This is a genomic window from Maritalea sp., from assembly GCF_051251695.1.
GTDB lineage: Bacteria > Pseudomonadota > Alphaproteobacteria > Rhizobiales > Devosiaceae > Maritalea.
This window is the reverse complement of sequence record NZ_JBPOEU010000014.1, coordinates 68,435-83,758: the sequence shown is the minus strand read 5'-3', so window position 1 is coordinate 83,758 and position 15,324 is coordinate 68,435. Positions and strand designations below refer to the sequence as shown.

Annotated in this window: 15 protein-coding genes and 1 tRNA gene; 7 read left to right on the top strand and 9 right to left on the bottom strand. The window is 48.9% G+C overall.

Annotated features, from left to right (window positions below; genetic code table 11):
- Positions 1–62 precede the first annotated feature (62 nt).
- On the bottom strand, positions 63–347 hold the full coding sequence (gene rpmB / locus ACSHWX_RS10440) for a 50S ribosomal protein L28 (protein WP_435668154.1): 285 nt from the start codon (positions 345–347) through the stop codon (positions 63–65).
- 237 nt (positions 348–584) lie between these two features.
- Here rpmB and ACSHWX_RS10435 point away from each other — a divergent pair, with 237 nt between their 5' ends.
- From ACSHWX_RS10435 to ACSHWX_RS10415, 5 genes are all read left to right on the top strand, one after another.
- A complete protein-coding gene (locus ACSHWX_RS10435; RefSeq protein WP_435668153.1) occupies positions 585–1,385 on the top strand; it encodes a DUF3108 domain-containing protein in 801 nt (266 codons plus the stop codon).
- A 454-nt stretch (positions 1,386–1,839) separates the two neighbouring features.
- A complete protein-coding gene (locus ACSHWX_RS10430; RefSeq protein WP_435668152.1) occupies positions 1,840–4,719 on the top strand; it encodes a helicase-related protein in 2,880 nt (959 codons plus the stop codon).
- 12 nt (positions 4,720–4,731) lie between these two features.
- Positions 4,732–5,121 (top strand): RNA-binding S4 domain-containing protein, encoded by a 390-nt coding sequence (locus tag ACSHWX_RS10425; RefSeq protein WP_435668151.1) that lies wholly within the window; start codon positions 4,732–4,734, stop codon positions 5,119–5,121.
- 175 nt (positions 5,122–5,296) lie between these two features.
- Positions 5,297–5,635 (top strand): ferredoxin FdxA, encoded by a 339-nt coding sequence (fdxA, locus tag ACSHWX_RS10420; RefSeq protein WP_435668150.1) that lies wholly within the window; start codon positions 5,297–5,299, stop codon positions 5,633–5,635.
- Positions 5,636–5,924: 289 nt separating this feature from the next.
- Positions 5,925–6,497: a CarD family transcriptional regulator gene (locus ACSHWX_RS10415; RefSeq protein WP_435668149.1), complete on the top strand. Its 573-nt coding sequence runs from the start codon at positions 5,925–5,927 to the stop codon at positions 6,495–6,497.
- 55 nt (positions 6,498–6,552) lie between these two features.
- Here the strand turns inward: ACSHWX_RS10415 and ACSHWX_RS10410 are convergent, their stop codons facing one another.
- The 3 genes from ACSHWX_RS10410 to ACSHWX_RS10400 all read right to left on the bottom strand — a co-directional run bounded on the left by ACSHWX_RS10410 (position 6,553) and on the right by ACSHWX_RS10400 (position 9,257).
- The gene (locus ACSHWX_RS10410; protein ID WP_435668148.1) at positions 6,553–6,801 is read right to left on the bottom strand and encodes a SemiSWEET family sugar transporter; all 249 of its coding nucleotides are present in this window, start codon (positions 6,799–6,801) and stop codon (positions 6,553–6,555) included.
- A gap of 120 nt (positions 6,802–6,921) precedes the next feature.
- Positions 6,922–8,376: a M48 family metalloprotease gene (locus ACSHWX_RS10405; protein WP_435668147.1), complete on the bottom strand. Its 1,455-nt coding sequence runs from the start codon at positions 8,374–8,376 to the stop codon at positions 6,922–6,924.
- A complete protein-coding gene (locus ACSHWX_RS10400; RefSeq protein ID WP_435668146.1) occupies positions 8,373–9,257 on the bottom strand; it encodes a thermonuclease family protein in 885 nt (294 codons plus the stop codon). Before ACSHWX_RS10400 ends, ACSHWX_RS10405 begins: the two co-directional genes overlap by 4 nt.
- Positions 9,258–9,317: 60 nt before the next feature.
- Between ACSHWX_RS10400 and ACSHWX_RS10395 the strand changes: the two genes are divergently transcribed.
- Positions 9,318–9,394, top strand: a tRNA-Arg gene (locus tag ACSHWX_RS10395).
- A 66-nt stretch (positions 9,395–9,460) separates the two neighbouring features.
- Here the strand turns inward: ACSHWX_RS10395 and ACSHWX_RS10390 are convergent.
- The 4 genes from ACSHWX_RS10390 to ACSHWX_RS10375 all read right to left on the bottom strand — a co-directional run bounded on the left by ACSHWX_RS10390 (position 9,461) and on the right by ACSHWX_RS10375 (position 12,739).
- Positions 9,461–10,417 (bottom strand): diguanylate cyclase, encoded by a 957-nt coding sequence (locus ACSHWX_RS10390; RefSeq protein ID WP_435668145.1) that lies wholly within the window; start codon positions 10,415–10,417, stop codon positions 9,461–9,463.
- A 279-nt stretch (positions 10,418–10,696) separates the two neighbouring features.
- A complete protein-coding gene (locus ACSHWX_RS10385) occupies positions 10,697–11,095 on the bottom strand; it encodes a Fur family transcriptional regulator (protein WP_435668144.1) in 399 nt (132 codons plus the stop codon).
- The gene (locus ACSHWX_RS10380) at positions 11,095–11,943 is read right to left on the bottom strand and encodes a metal ABC transporter permease (protein ID WP_435668143.1); all 849 of its coding nucleotides are present in this window, start codon (positions 11,941–11,943) and stop codon (positions 11,095–11,097) included. The genes ACSHWX_RS10385 and ACSHWX_RS10380 overlap by 1 nt, the downstream gene beginning before the upstream one ends.
- The gene (locus ACSHWX_RS10375; protein ID WP_435668142.1) at positions 11,900–12,739 is read right to left on the bottom strand and encodes an ATP-binding cassette domain-containing protein; all 840 of its coding nucleotides are present in this window, start codon (positions 12,737–12,739) and stop codon (positions 11,900–11,902) included. The genes ACSHWX_RS10380 and ACSHWX_RS10375 overlap by 44 nt, the downstream gene beginning before the upstream one ends.
- 165 nt (positions 12,740–12,904) lie before the next feature.
- Here ACSHWX_RS10375 and znuA point away from each other — a divergent pair, with 165 nt between their 5' ends.
- Entirely contained in the window at positions 12,905–13,879 is a 975-nt protein-coding gene (znuA, locus tag ACSHWX_RS10370; RefSeq protein WP_435668141.1) for a zinc ABC transporter substrate-binding protein ZnuA, read from the top strand.
- Positions 13,880–13,891: 12 nt separating this feature from the next.
- Here the strand turns inward: znuA and ACSHWX_RS10365 are convergent, their stop codons facing one another.
- Positions 13,892–15,235 carry an NAD(P)H-dependent oxidoreductase gene (locus tag ACSHWX_RS10365; RefSeq protein WP_435668140.1) on the bottom strand — a complete coding sequence of 448 codons (1,344 nt, stop codon included), beginning with the start codon at positions 15,233–15,235 and terminating at the stop codon, positions 13,892–13,894.
- Between the last annotated feature and the right edge of the window lie 89 nt (positions 15,236–15,324).

Genomic DNA, 15,324 nt, shown 5'->3' with positions numbered 1-15,324 from the left:
AATACCGCGAAACATTTAAGTTGCGCGGTATCAAATTTGAATTGTTGTAAAAAAATTCGTTTTTAAGACGCAAGCGCCAAACGAAGTTCTTTTTTTACACCTAGTGCGCGAACTGACAATTCAGTGTCTTTCGCTTTAAGCAAATATGCGTCCAAGCCACCACGGTGCTCAACAGTACGCAAAGCTGCAGCAGAAACCTTAAGTTTCACATTGCGGCCCAATGCCTCAGACATCAAAGTCACATTGCACAAGTTAGGCAAAAACTTGCGACGAGTCCGGTTGAGCGCGTGGCTCACATTATTTCCAGACATCACACCTTTGCCAGATAGTTCACAACGACGTGCCATGTTTTAATTCCCGTTCGATCCATAAAACCTGAATTGTCTCCTGCATTACGCAGAGCCCGACAGGTCTCAATTATATGAAAAAGTCGCGTTTAAATAGATAATGGGCGCACATTAGTCAAGCACTTCTGTTGATTTTACATCTCGAAATGCCTTGAAAGCGTCATTCCATGTCGGCACTGTAAAAAATCAGTGATTCGTAAAACCAGTTCGCCTATTAGCCAAGGAGCGACCGACATCGTGGCCGCATTACCCTCGCAACGTCTTTTTCGCACTCTTCTTACCCTATTTGTCTTTGCAATGTTACCCACAAACGGGTTTGCAGCGTCATTAAACACCCAAGCCCGATATGTGGTGACCTTACGTGGCGTCAATATCGCTGAGGTGGGGGTGAATTTTAAAGACGATGGCCAAAATTATACTGCCAACATTGATGGCGATGTTTCAGGGCTAGCGTCTCTTGTTTCAGCTGGCACCGCTAAGCTGACATCCAGCGGAACGTCGAACGGTAAACAGTTGCAATCCAATCAATTTCTGTTGGAAACGAAAACCAGCACCGACACATTTACTGTGCGGTTTCAAGCCAACAACGCCAATGTCACCAGTACCCAAGTGGTGCCGCCACTCAGCCAAAACCAAAACCGCGTACCGGTTGTGTCCAAGCATCGTCGCAAGATCAACGACCCCATCGCCGCGTTCCTCGTGAAAGCCGACACATTGAACCCTGACGTGTGTAATCGCAGCTTTAAGGTCTATACGGGCGTTGAGCGATATGATCTCGACCTCAAATTTGCCGAAAAACAAACGGCCACGTCTAAACGCACTGGCTATCAAGGCCCTGTGATGCTGTGTACCATGCGCTACAAGCCGATCTCTGGCCATTTCACCAATTCAGACACCACGAACTACATGAAAAGCAACCAGCGCTTTTTGATCTGGTACGCCCCATTGGGACAGTCCGGGTATATGATCCCCTACCGAGTTTTGGTCGGCACTGCATTTGGCGACCTATCCATGGTGCTTACCCGGCTAAATTATTAAAAAACCACAAAATTTGAACGCCGCGCATTAACCATAAGGCCTTGAAGTGCGTTCTCGTTTCGACACGTCAATTTCTTTTTGGTAAAATTTTGAGTAAAAGGCCTTACGTTTCCAGCACAAGAAGTTAACGCAACAAAAAAACGGGCACCACACAAATTCAAACTAAAGCAACACTCGTTAGCAAACACCGCAAATTAACCGTTTCGAAATCTAAATGAACGCCCATTTGTATTTTCAAGAGCACAAATGGCCCAATTTTGGAAAAATAGTGGCTCATTGCACCATGACCCACCATATAATGTGGAGAACGAAATCAGAATCTACACATAACCGCGATTCGGTCCGTGTTCGTTCTTGTTTCGTACTAATGGTAAATCCATCGCTGTTTTAACCCGATGTCCTGTCCCAAAAAAAGACAGTTAGGGCAGCTACTTTAAGGACGCCGGAGCAGATTATGCCGAACCAATTCTCAGCGGGAACCTTTTCAACGGGTAACGTTAAGGCCATTTTGGGGCCAACCAATACCGGAAAAACCCATTACGCTGTTGAACGCATATTGGCGCACCGCTCTGGTATGATCGGTTTGCCACTGCGCTTGCTGGCGCGCGAAGTCTATCAACGGCTAGTTGATCGGGTTGGTACTGGCGCTGTGGCCCTAATCACCGGCGAAGAACGGATTACCCCCAAAGGCGCTCGATATTGGGTGGCAACGGTGGAGGCCATGCCCACCGATCTGGTTGTTGAGTGTGTGGCGGTGGACGAAATACAAACCGCGACCCACTTTGATCGCGGGCACATTTTCACCGACCGCATTTTAAACGCCCGGGGCACCCAAGAAACGCTATTGCTGGGCGCGGCCACTATGGCCCCAATCATCGCGGCGCTGTTGCCAAATGCCGAAATCATCATGCGGCCACGGTTTTCAGAACTCACCTATGCGGGTTCAAAGAAAATCACCCGGCAGCCCAGCCGCTCGGCCATTGTCGCGTTCTCATCAAACGAGGTTTACGCCATCGCGGAACTGATCCGGCGTCAACGTGGTGGCGCTGCTGTGGTGATGGGCGCCCTTAGCCCACGCACCCGCAACGCCCAAGTTGAGCTCTATGAAAATGGCGAAGTTGATTTCTTGGTGGCCACCGACGCCATTGGTATGGGGTTGAACCTGGACATCAAACATGTCGCCTTTGCTGCGGACATGAAATTTGACGGCAAACAAATGCGGCCCCTCACCCCGGCAGAGTTCTCACAAATTGCGGGACGGGCAGGTCGCCACAAACGCGATGGCACATTCGGCGTCACCGGTGGGGCAGAAGGTTTTTCGCCCGAATTGGTCGAACAACTCGAATCCCACCAATTCGACGCCGTCAAAATGCTGCAATGGCGAAACACTGCGTTGGATTTCTCTTCGTTTAGAGCGCTGCAACGTTCTCTGGACAAACGATCAACCCACAATAAATTGACGAATGTGCCGGTGGCAAAAGACCAGCTTGGGCTAGAATTTTTGATGCGGCACCCAGATATTGGCCCCAAATCGGGCAAAGTGCTTACCCAACTGGCATGGGAATGCGCGTCAATTCCGGACTATCGCAACATTTCTCCGGCCCAACATGGTGAGATAATTGCCACAATCTTTGCAAATCTTGCGCAAAGTGACACAATTAACGAGGACTGGATTGCCGAACAGGTCAGGTTTTGCGACAATGCAAATGGCGAAATTGACACCTTGTCCAATCGGATCAAACAAATCCGCACTTGGACATTCGTCGCAAACCGGAAAAATTGGCTCAAAGATCCTACCTATTGGCGTGAAAAAACAAAAGAGATTGAAAACTCCCTATCAGACGCATTACATAAGCGTCTTATGCAGCGATTTATTGATCGACGCACCAGTGTTTTAATGCGCCATTTAAGAGATAAACAGATGACGGCTCCAGAAGTATCACAAAGCGGCGAAGTTTCCTTGGAGGGCCAAGCTATTGGCTCTATTGAAGGATTTCGATTTACCCTCTCCTCTCAGGATGGCGGCGAAACCAAAAACTTGCGCTCTGCCGCAAGCGTTGCAATCGCGCCCGAGATTAAAAAGCGAGCGGAAAAAGTTACCGATTCGCCCAATGACGAGTTCGTTTTAACCGCAGATGGTCTTATCCGTTGGCGCGGCGAGGTGATCGCGGAACTTTCTCCGGGTGATGATATTTTGACCCCACGCTTGGTTGTTTTGGCCGACGAAAGCCTAACGGGCCCAGACTTGGGATCTGTACAAGACAGATTAGATCTATGGCTCCGCCATGCGATCAACACCCAACTTGAACAATTGATTGCGCTTAAAAACCCAACCGATTTAGACGGCACCGCACGCGGCGTGGCGTTTCGCTTGTCGGAGAGTTTGGGCGTTATCCCACGAACTGAAATCGCAGATGATGTTAAATCACTCGATCAAGACGTACGTGGGGCCATGCGCAAGATGGGCATTAAATTTGGTGCCTACCACATTTACTTGCCGCTTTCGCTAAAACCAGCGCCACGAGAAATCGCGCTCATTCTTTGGGCCTTACAAAATGGCGGTGTACGTCAGCCCGGTGTACGCGAACTACCCCAAATAATTCTATCAGGCCGCACGTCAATTGACGTTGACCCCGACGTCGCTAAAGAACTTTATGAAATTGCCGGTTTCAAAGTGACCGGCAACCGGGCCGTGCGTGTGGACATTCTCGAGCGGCTTGCCGATTTGATCCGTCCACTCATCGCGTTTGATCCAAAGCGAAATCAGGACATGCCGCCCGAAGGCGCTGCTGATGGCAATGGCTTCCGCGTAACCGTTGAAATGACATCATTGCTGGGCTGTGCGGGTGAAGAGTTTTCAACCGTCTTGGAATCCCTTGGATATAAAGTCACGCGCACGCCTGTTGAACCTACAGCTGTTGAGCCAACCAGCAACGACAATGAAAAGCCAGCGGACGCAGCAGCAGATGCCGACCAAGAAACCGCTGGCGTTGAAAACGCAGAACCAGCGGTTGAAGCGGCCAACAATAACGACGGTCCAGCACCAACTGTTGCAGCTGAGACAGACGAAAAAGCAACGGCTGACACCGAACCACCAGCAGAGCCACAGTTCGACGAAGTTTGGCACCCCGCACCGCGTCGGAACAACAAGCAGTTTCAGGGTAAAAAGCGCGACCAGAACCGCAACCAAAACGCTCAGGGCAAAGGCCAAAAAGCTGGCAAGCCTAATAATAAGGCCGCTCAACACCAAAAGCGGAACAGTAAACCTGCGCCAAAATCTAAGCCGATTGATCCAGATTCGCCATTTGCCGCTCTTGCCGCATTAAAGAAATAGTCAAACGCCCACATGGATGAACCAGAACGAAGGCAAAGACTAGATAAGTGGCTTTGGTTCACCAGATGCGCAAAAACCCGCACACTTGCACAAAAGCTAGTGAATGGCGGACACGTTCGGGTAAATTCAGAACGGTGCGTCAATGCAGCAGCCAAGGTTAAGGTGGGTGACGTGCTCACCATCACCCTACCGCGCGGTATTCGTATTCTTAAAATGCTCGATCCCGGCGAAAAGCGCCAATCTGCAACTTTAGCGGCTCTTCTTTTTGAAGACCTTAGTCCGCCACCCCTGCCAAAATCGGATGCACCTCGTCCGTTAGCTCAAGCGGTGCGTGAAAAAGGCGCAGGTCGACCAACAAAGCGGGAAAGACGGGAAACTGACCAGCTAAAAACCCCGGATTGAAACAGCATTTCAACATTTGCCCAAGGATTGAAAAGCGTTGCTCAAAACCGCCCTTGCGCTTCTTGAAAAAATTCATTAGCCAATAGACCGTCAGTTTTCTTAAGGGACCGGGTAAGTCCAGTTGCACCTTCCCCAACTGCCGCAGCGCAAATGTACACCTAACGGAACTCACCTTATGACCTACATCGTCACCGACAATTGTATAAAATGCAAATATATGGACTGCGTGGAAGTGTGCCCTGTTGATTGCTTCTATGAGGGCGAGAACATGCTGGTCATCCATCCGGATGAATGTATCGATTGTGGCGTGTGTGAGCCTGAATGCCCAGCAGAAGCAATTCTGCCCGACACAGAGCCAGGCCAAGAAGCTTGGTTGGAACTCAACACCAAATTTGCTGACGTTTGGCCAAACATCACCGAAAAACGCGAGCCACCTGCAGACGCTGCAAAGTTCGACGGTGAAAAGAATAAATTGGCAAACCACTTCTCCGAAGCACCCGGCGAGGGCGACTGAGCGTCTCGCCAATAACGGCAAAATTAAGCATTATATACGGGAAAACGCGACAAAATTGATTCTGTCGCGTTTTTGTGTTACATTGGCGTAACAGTTGTAATTTTGTCGTTTACCCAGCCGTGCCGGAGGGCACGTTTTTTTTGCTCAAATGCAATCAAATTAAGATTTTGGTAACCAATCACAAAACCTCAGTCGGGTTGGTGAGCGGCACTTTTCACAGCAATGGTCAGTATAGATCAGTTAGGACACCCAATTAAGGTGTTAAGGCGTCAATCAGGAGTACTACCGAATGGCAACTAAGAAGTCAGTTCAGCGTCAAGGGTTTAAAACAGGCGAGTTTGTTGTATATCCAGCACATGGCGTAGGCCAAATTACCGGTATCGATGAGCAAGAAGTCGCGGGCACATCCCTTGAGCTTTTTGTGATCAATTTTGAGCAAGACAAACTAACGCTACGCGTTCCACTTGCAAAAGTGAAAAGCGTCGGCATGCGTAAACTTGCCGAAGAAACCACAGTTGAAAAAGCACTAAAAACCGTTACCGGACGTGCGCGTGTAAAACGCACTATGTGGAGCCGCCGGGCACAGGAATATGAAGCGAAGATCAACTCAGGTGATTTGATCATGATTTCAGAAGTTGTGCGTGATCTGTTCCGTTCAGAAGAACAACCTGAACAATCATATTCAGAACGCCAATTGTTTGAAGCTGCCATTGATCGCATGTCACGCGAAATCGGCGTTGTGAACAAAATCACGCTTACCGAAGCGCTTAAATTGATCCAAAAGAACTTGGCAAAAAGCCCACGTCGTGGACCAAAAACTGAAGAGGGCGACAGCTCATCTTCTTCAGAAGCTGCCGCGTAATCGTTAGCCGATTTCAGCAAAATTTATAAACCGCATCAACAAAACTTGGTGCGGTTTATTTGTATATAAGTTTAGCCAAAACAATTGATCCCAGCAAAATTGCGGAAATAACATTCGCAATAATCAGCGGCCAAGCCATCAGCGCAATGCCGTACAATAACCAAAGTAAAATCGTCGATAGAACCAACAAATTGGCCGACAAAGACAGATCAGCGGTCCTTTTTGTACGCCAAGTTTTTATGGTCTGTGGCAACCAGCAAATGGTTCCCAAAATTGCAGCCACATATCCAATTAGATCGACCATTATCCACCTCACCCGTTCGCACATTTAAAATGCAAACAATCTCACAGATGTAATTGAGAAAAGCGCAAAACAAGAACCGCTTTGCATGAAGATCATACGGTAGCAATCATATGCGCCCTATTATTTAGGCACAACAATTTTATAGCCCTGCCCAGCAACCAGTTGATCCCCCGGCAACAAACCATTCAACACATTAAACAGCGCAGCACTTTGCGATACGCCTTTCATCTGCGCAACAAAGTCCTTGCTCGTTTGCCCGGGTCGTGCGGCCAAAACCGAAATTTCATATTTTCTAATTTGCTTTAAGTCCGCTGTTCGAATTTTTCTAAAGCTTTTAAGCGTTGACTTAAAATCAGAACTAAGGCGCGCACCCGCGCTTTTCGCTGCAAAGATGAAACGGTAGACCTGATCGTCAAACCGCAGCACGGCCACTTCAAACGCCCAATCCTTGGTCCGCGCAGCGGCCGTCGCCATATCTATATTGTTTACGCGCGTCTTTTTGATCGAGGTTTCGTCAAGCCCTGCAACCCAGCCCGAAGAAATATAATCAACCAGAGAAACTTCAACCGGCACAAACACGCTATCAAACCGCGCTGCCGTGCCATCTTTAGCGACGGCGACCACAGAAGAATTCCCGTTGCTCAGCGCATATCGCTTAGGCGTTGAAAATATAAAACCTAGATTTGGGTGTAAAAAGTGCTGACCTGCAATCGTCCCATTGTTGGGATTGGGCCCAAATGCAATGCCATCAATCGCTCTAAGATAACGGGCGCGTTCATTAGCGCCGATCCCGGGCGCACCAAAACCGCGTGCAGCTTTCACCGCCAATTCGATACGATCAGGTGTTGAAGGATGGCTCGACAAAAAATCATCGCCTGTTGTTTCTTTGGATTTGAATGCAGCGAACTGCCCCATTAGCCCTAAAAACCGAGCCGCAGCGTGAGGGTCATATCCTGCCTGCCCTGCAATTTTCACGCCCTCTTTGTCCGCCGCCAATTCTTGTGCCTGTGAAAACGCGGCAAGCGAAAGTTTTGACCGTGCTGCTGATTGATCCGTTTCTGGATTTGACCCCAAAAATCCGCCAACCACACGGTCAACGATTTTGCTTGTGCGTTCCCTATTCGACCGTTCTCGCGCATGGCGAAGTGTCAGATGAGCAATTTCGTGAGCCAGCACCGCCGCAAGCTCTGCTTCGTCATTGGCAAGCGCTAAAATACCGCGCGTTACATAAATATAGCCGCCCGGCAGCGCAAACGCGTTGACCTCTTCGCTATCCAAAATAGTTACGGTGAGTTTGCTATTTCCCTCGCCTGCGGCAACCAACAATTTCCCCGCCAGCCGCGCAATCATAATCTCAGACGACCTATCCGCATAGGAGCCGCCATATGTCGCAACAATTTTTGGATGTTCGCGTTGGCCAACCACCTGGTCACTTGGGTCCGTGCCCGCAGGAATAGAGGTACTCCCGTCGCCGAGCCGACTAACCCCGACATTCGGCCCGCCATTAAAAATCGTCGTGCACCCCAAAAGAGATGCACTGATCGCAGCAGCTGTTAAAATTCGTAGAATGTTCATTTCGATTTCAACGCCAAAACTTCAATTTGCTCAGGATGAGTTACATCAATTCGTGGCCCGTCATCAATATCGACCCAACCCCGCACACGAACCAAAGCATCGTCAAGTTTGTTTAAATCAATTCCCATCGCCGTGAAATGTTTTACAACCCGTCTATCGATCACCGCAGTGAAATCTGTTTTCCACTCCCGACCGAAATTGAGATATACGCGGTGCGCGGTATCCCCGACACCAAAAATGCGCCCCTCGACCAGTTCGTAGTGTCCTTCGCGTTTTTCCAAATGCTGCAGTTTTAGCGCATCACGAAGCCGATAATAGTCGTGGCTCCAGATATTGCGGCGCTCAGCGCGTGCCTTGCGTTCAGCCTGCAACAGTTCGTCAAGGCAATGCCGATTGTCGCTGAACGAATATACCCGCGCCAATCCAGCCTCAATCACCGCTTTTTGCGCCCACTTTTCCTTGTCGTCATCAACAAAAAGGTGCCCCAACACCCGGCCATGACGGTCTTTGCGCGCTCCGCCATAATAAATGCGAACGTTTTCGCCCATGGCAAAGTCATCAAGAAATGCCTGCGCTTCATCTGCAAAGGGCCACTTTTCATACCCGATACGACCAAGCGGCAATTTGGGCGCTTGCATGCCGATCAGACGAATTTTGTCGCCATTATCAAGCACAACTGTATCCCCATCGGTCACCTCAACAACCCGACCCTTAGGGCCTGGCTTAAGCGTTTCGCACGCATATGCAGCCCCGCCAAAGAACATCGACATGCTCATGCTAACCGCCACAATTGATTTGAAAACTGAAAATGCCAAGAAATACGAAGCCCCAACCAAAACAACATCACCTAATAGAGGTGATGTTGCATGAAAATAAGGCAAAAATCATCCCTTATTCCGACTTTTCTCATTGGAGAGAGCAGGTTATGTTGGCAAATCAGTGGTCCCGTAGCTCAGCAGGATAGAGCACCAGATTCCTAATCTGGGGGTCACGCGTTCGAATCGCGTCGGGATCACCATTTATCTATGAAAATTTGATAAAATCACCTGTTCCATTTTTCCAAACAAAACGAAATTATCGATCTTTATTTAGCGTATTCCACCTTATTTCGGCCATCGCTTTTTGCGCCGTATAGCGCATCATCGGCTCGACTTAATAATTTATCGATTGTTCTGTCGCCATCGCGGAATTCTGCGACGCCAAAGCTGCCTGATGTGCCCACCATGCGCCCATCATCTGCGACCACTCTAAGCCGCATGAGCGCTAGACGAAATGCATCGGCTGCCGCAAAGGCTGCATCTGCGGTAAGTCCGGGAAATAGAAACAGGAATTCCTCGCCACCAATTCGAGCGAACATAGCGGAGTCGCAATTGGGCAAGGCGCCGATAAACTCATGCGCAATTCTGGTGATTTCTTTTAGAACTAAATCACCCAAGGCGTGGCCATAGGTGTCGTTAAGCGACTTGAAATGGTCGATATCAAGCAGGGCAATGCTGAGCGGAGGAATTTCGTCTTGCTTAAGGTAAGTTTCTGCCTCGTAAAACACATGTCGCCGATTAAAGGCACCTGTTAGCTCATCTGTGATGGAGAGCATCCGTAAAGATTGTTCTGCCTGCTTTTGCTCCGTTATGTCTTGAAACAAAACTTGAACAACGGGCGTGCCTTCCCATGGCAATCGGCTAGCGGTGATTTTGATCAGACGATCGTTCGCGCCGCTGCTGACAATAACGCTTTCAGCCTCAATTGCTGTTTCACTGGCGCTAAACGCTTCCTGAAACAACGTGTTTGCATTTATGAACTCGTCCTCGCGCACATAGTCCAAAAAGTGGCGGCCAATTAGTTGCGCTTTTTTGGCTTTTAGCAGTTTGCAAGCTTCGCCATTGGCGTAAAGAATGCCTTGCTGGGTATGAAACAAAAGGCCCATAGGCATTGCGTCAAGCATCGCGCCCAATCGCTGCTCGGTATCAAACAGCGATTCTTGCGTTTTGACGATGGTGTTGATGTCATCAACATCATCCGCAAAGAGGTCGAACTCTTCCATATTGTCCTACATTTTCGAACATATTGTTGAAATTGAGCCTATTGTAGTTTGGTTAAGAAACTTTCTTCGATTTATTAATTTATTAAACACTTGTCTGTATGTGAATAACTTCAGAAACTAGAACTGTTAAGCTAGATATTTCAGTATGTTAACTGAACTATCTGAGGGCACAAATTCTCCATAATCTCAAGTGTTGCAAACCTGCCTGTTAACGAATACAGCAATTAACGATCCAAATGCGGTGTATTGTAAACTACGCTCAATCGTCAATGCTGCGAATCAAGCGCAGGCCGCACATAATCCGCGAATTTCTAAGCTGGTTTTATGCGGGCTAAACTGGCGTTCCTTAGACCATGCCATCAGTTGATTTTGCACTATTTCATCCGAAAACTCGCTTACATTTCCACATGCTTCGCAAATGGCAAAAGCCACAAAACCAGCATCTGCCCCGTGATAATGTGAACCCGTGCAGGCAACAAATGAGTTCATGCTCTCGAGCCGATGAACCAGGTCAAATTCCTGAAGTTTTTCCAAGGCGCGATATATTTGCAAGGGCGCTTTCAAGCCGTTCCCCCGCAGCTCATCCAGCAAGTCATATGCACTCATCGGGACCGCTGAGGCCACGAGCCGGTCAAACACAAGCGATTGATTTTTAGTCAAATTATGCTTTGAAGCCATCAGCTAGTTTTCCTTATTTTGCGCAACAGGTTGGTTATCGGCAACAGACTAATGAGGAATATCACAAGTGCCGCGACAACAATTGACGGCCCAGATGGGGTGTCAAATGAAAGGCTCATATTCAACCCACCAACAACGGAAACAACGCCAACAATTGACGCGATGAACACCATTTGCTCTGGACTACCAGATAGACGCCGTGCAGCGGCGGCAGGAATAATCAATAGCGCAGTGATAAGCAATATGCCGACAATTTTCATCGCGATGGCAATGAGGACCGCCAAGCACACCATTAGTAGGATGCGCGAGCGCTGCGGATGCATCCCCTCAGCTTGCGCCAATTCAACATTCACAGTTGCAGCGATTAAAGCACGCCAACCCCACATAAGACCAAGCAAAATGAACGCGCCAAATCCATAAATCAGTGCGATATCACTTTTAGACACGGCAAGAATGTCCCCGAACAATAAGGCCATCAAATCCACCCGCACCCAACTCATAAAACCAACAAGCACAAGCCCTAGAGCCAAAGTGGAGTGCGATAAAATGCCCAGCAGGGCATCAGATGAAAATACACCGCGCCGCTCAAGCACCATAAGCGCGGCTGAAACCAAAAGAGCAGCCGCAACCACACCAACCATCAAATTGATGTTTAAAAGCAAACTAATGGCCACGCCCAGCAAGGCAGAATGGGCCATTGTATCGCCTAAATAGGCCATGCGGCGCCAAACGACGAACGACCCTAATGGTCCAGTGATCAAGGCAAAACCGATGCCGGCGACAATTGCACGTATGAAGAAATCATCAAGCATGGTGATGGTCCCCACGATCATTGCCTTGGCCGTCATCTTCGGGGGCTTTTGGCGAATGATCGCAATCATCACAAATGGTGCCGTCCGCATGCTGCACACGGCCATCAGGCAGATGCTTGTGGTCATGATGATGATCGTAAAAGGCCAATGCCTGCGAGCTTCTTGCGCCAAATAGTTTTTGATATTCAGGGCTTTGGGCGACTAATTTGGGCGCGCCACGACAGCATACATGCCCATTAAGACAGATCACCACGTCGGTCGCTGCCATCACAACATGCAGGTCGTGTGATATCAACAAAATGCCACAGCCATGGATGTCCCGCATGTCTTTAATCAACTCGTAAAGAGCAACTTCCCCTTGAAAGTCCACCCCTTGTACGGGCTCATCAAGCACCAGCAAATCGGGCTTGCGCAGCATTGCGCGAGCCAATTGCGCACGTTGAAATTCCCCGCCGGACAGACCGCTCACTTCATCATGAATTAAATGCCGAATGCCCACACGATCTAACGCGACCTCAATTTCTTGATCAGTGTGTTTTGTCGTCAAATTCATCAAACGCCGCACACTTAAGGGAAGCGTCCAATCTAAATCGAACTTTTGCGGCACATAGCTGACCACCAATTTGGGATCACGCGCCACCGTTCCTTCGGTAGGCTTAAGCAAGCCAAGCGCACATTTTACACTCGTCGACTTACCCGACCCGTTAGGTCCAATAAGCGTAACGATTTCACCGCGCTTCACCTCAAAGTCGACGCCGCGGACCAGCCATTTTCCATCCAGCTCAACCCCAACATTCGTCAGTGAAACGAGCACATCCTTGTCGGCCGCCATTTTGGCACCCCTATTCGTTCATGAGCTTGAACAGTTTTCGCATATCAAAGAATACGATCCCCAATTGCCCAAATTTGTTGTTGCCACTCTCTATGCCATACGTTATATCATAACACAAACTTGTAATGTTATTACATATCAATCATCAAAAACGGATTTTCATAAATGCGCTTTGTCCCACTTGCCTTATGTGCAGCAGCTTTAAGTTTTGCCCCTCAATTGGCGGCAGCTGAGCGGTTGCAAATTGTCACCTCAATCCGGCCCATCCATTCACTGGTAGAATATATTAGTGGCGGACATGCGGATACACATGTTTTGGTGCCAGCCAACGCGTCGCCACACAATTACGCGCTTAAGCCCTCAGATGCGCAAAAACTACAAAATGCAGATCTTATTTTTTGGGTCGACGAGCATTTCGAAACGTTCCTCGAAAAGGCGCTAGAGACGATCCCCAAAAGCGCACTAACACTGGCTCTGGCCGAACAGCCTGGCATAAATGTGTTGGATGCTCGCGATGTTGGATTACTGCCTGAGGAAAAAGACCACGAAGAAGGTGAGCATCATGAAGAGCATGGGGAACATGATGGTCATGATGATCACGACGCGCACGGACATGATCATGGCGATCATGATTTGCATATTTGGTTGGACCCTGAAAACGCCAAAGCCATGGCAAGAGTTATCGCACACGCGTTATCGGTACATGATGTAGAGCATTCCAAACAATATCTACACAATGCGGCAAAATTGGTCGACGAACTTGACGAGCTTATTGAACAGACTGAAGCAAAATTAGCTGATTTTGGCGATCATAAGTTTGTGACTTTCCATGATGCCTACCAGTATTTTGAAAACCGCTTCGGCTTAAAAAACGCTGGGGTTGTCACCATTAACCCAGAAATCAAACCGGGTGCCAAACGCCTGCTCACACTTAAAAATGCACTCGCGGCCTACGATATCAAATGCGTTTTCTCCGAACCTCAATTCGATGCAAGGCTGGTTCAACTGGCCATTGAAGGAACCGATGTGCGCTCGGCAGAACTGGACCCACTTGGCGCAAATCTTGAGACCGGCCCAAAACTATACTTTGAGCTGATCAACCAAATTCGTACCAACATGACGGACTGCCTTGCTGACTAATTGACACCCCAGTCAATTTCGCAATAGCAAATCCTGTTTGGTACGAAGCCCGACAATGGCCAACCCGTTGTCGGGCGAACAGTTTTTATAGGTTATCAACTCACCCTTGCGAATTGGCGCTGTGGCGACGCCACCTTCAATTAGGCCGCACGGTACGCCATCCTCTTTTCGAGCATCAGCAACCGTCATCGTCCAAGACCGATAACAATATTGCCCAATCGCATCGAACTTTTCGCCTTGCCGCATATCCTTTTTAGCCAAAGCGCAAACTTCGGCCACGGGCACATCAAGCGGCTGCATATCCACCTGCCCATAAAGCGCAACGCGCGCGCAAGACAACGGCACTTCCAAACTGGTTAAATGGAACGGGCGGTAAAGCGTAAAATAAGGACCGCGACCAACTTTAAGGTCTGCCATCCGCTCATGAATACGTTCATGGGGCGCTTTAACGATAACAAAAACACCCGGCGCAACACCTTTGCCGATGGTGTAATCCACACGACCCACATCGGATAAAATGCCGCCATCCCATTCCGGGATCAAAATATCTTCCAAATTATCAAGTGTTGCTTCTGGCCCGTGCATCCCAGGCTTGTCCGGCACCAAACCAGTTGCATTGGCTAAAGCGGCCATTTCCACCATGGTTTTCGACCCGTCAACAAACTCAACCAACATGCGCGGGTTCATGTTTCGGGCCTTGGCTTCTGCCGCATAATCATCGGGCACTGCATCCAGGTTGAGCGGATTGTTTTTACCTTTACCCGCAGAAACAATCGGCAATCCAAGAGCATTGGCAAAGTCCACCAATTCCATAATGGACGAAGGCTCATCACCAGCCCCAACCGTATAGATCAAACCAAGTTCGCGCGCCCGGCGCTTTAAATATGCGCCAACAGTAACGTCCGCTTCAACATTCATCATGATCAGGTGTTTACCGGCCTCAAGCGCTTGCAGCCCAATATCAGCGCCAACGCTGGGTTTGCCCGTCGCTTCCACAACCTGTTGAATAAGCGGATTGTTGGCGATCAGCGAAGCGTCCGTGCAAATCGCAATTTTGCCCATTTCAATCGCTTTGGTTATCGCGGCGTCGCTTTCACAAACGACGCTGTTTGAACGATCCCCATAGGCAATTTCAACTGCCTTAAGCGCATTTTGAGCATTGCGCACCGCCACAGCCCCAATACGCAAGCCCCGCATACGAGCGACTTGCATGATCAAATCAGTACCCATTTCCCCGGCACCTATCAGCCCGATGATCACTTCTTTTCCTGCTTCTTCAAGCTTGAGGAGATCTCGGCTAAGACCGGTCAGGCTTTCTGGTGGCATTTGAAAATGATTGGATGCGCGTTGCGACATAAATTGCACCTAAGTGAACCGTTTCGCGCCTTTTAGCCCAGCCAACCTTGATTGGCGATAGGGCGCTTCAATTTATTGTCAGGCGTAAA

Bases quoted from the DNA above. Each gene is read 5' to 3' on its own strand.
- rpmB (WP_435668154.1), bottom strand. From the start codon at position 347: ATGGCACGTCGTTGTGAACTATCTGGCAAAGGTGTGATGTCTGGAAAT.
- ACSHWX_RS10430 (WP_435668152.1), top strand. From the start codon at position 1,840: ATGCCGAACCAATTCTCAGCGGGAACCTTTTCAACGGGTAACGTTAAG.
- ACSHWX_RS10425 (WP_435668151.1), top strand. From the start codon at position 4,732: ATGGATGAACCAGAACGAAGGCAAAGACTAGATAAGTGGCTTTGGTTC.
- fdxA (WP_435668150.1), top strand. From the start codon at position 5,297: ATGACCTACATCGTCACCGACAATTGTATAAAATGCAAATATATGGAC.
- ACSHWX_RS10415 (WP_435668149.1), top strand. From the start codon at position 5,925: ATGGCAACTAAGAAGTCAGTTCAGCGTCAAGGGTTTAAAACAGGCGAG.
- ACSHWX_RS10410 (WP_435668148.1), bottom strand. From the start codon at position 6,801: ATGGTCGATCTAATTGGATATGTGGCTGCAATTTTGGGAACCATTTGC.
- ACSHWX_RS10405 (WP_435668147.1), bottom strand. From the start codon at position 8,376: ATGAACATTCTACGAATTTTAACAGCTGCTGCGATCAGTGCATCTCTT.
- ACSHWX_RS10390 (WP_435668145.1), bottom strand. From the start codon at position 10,417: ATGGAAGAGTTCGACCTCTTTGCGGATGATGTTGATGACATCAACACC.
- ACSHWX_RS10385 (WP_435668144.1), bottom strand. From the start codon at position 11,095: ATGGCTTCAAAGCATAATTTGACTAAAAATCAATCGCTTGTGTTTGAC.
- ACSHWX_RS10380 (WP_435668143.1), bottom strand. From the start codon at position 11,943: ATGACGGCCAAGGCAATGATCGTGGGGACCATCACCATGCTTGATGAT.
- ACSHWX_RS10375 (WP_435668142.1), bottom strand. From the start codon at position 12,739: ATGGCGGCCGACAAGGATGTGCTCGTTTCACTGACGAATGTTGGGGTT.
- znuA (WP_435668141.1), top strand. From the start codon at position 12,905: ATGCGCTTTGTCCCACTTGCCTTATGTGCAGCAGCTTTAAGTTTTGCC.
- ACSHWX_RS10365 (WP_435668140.1), bottom strand. From the start codon at position 15,235: ATGTCGCAACGCGCATCCAATCATTTTCAAATGCCACCAGAAAGCCTG.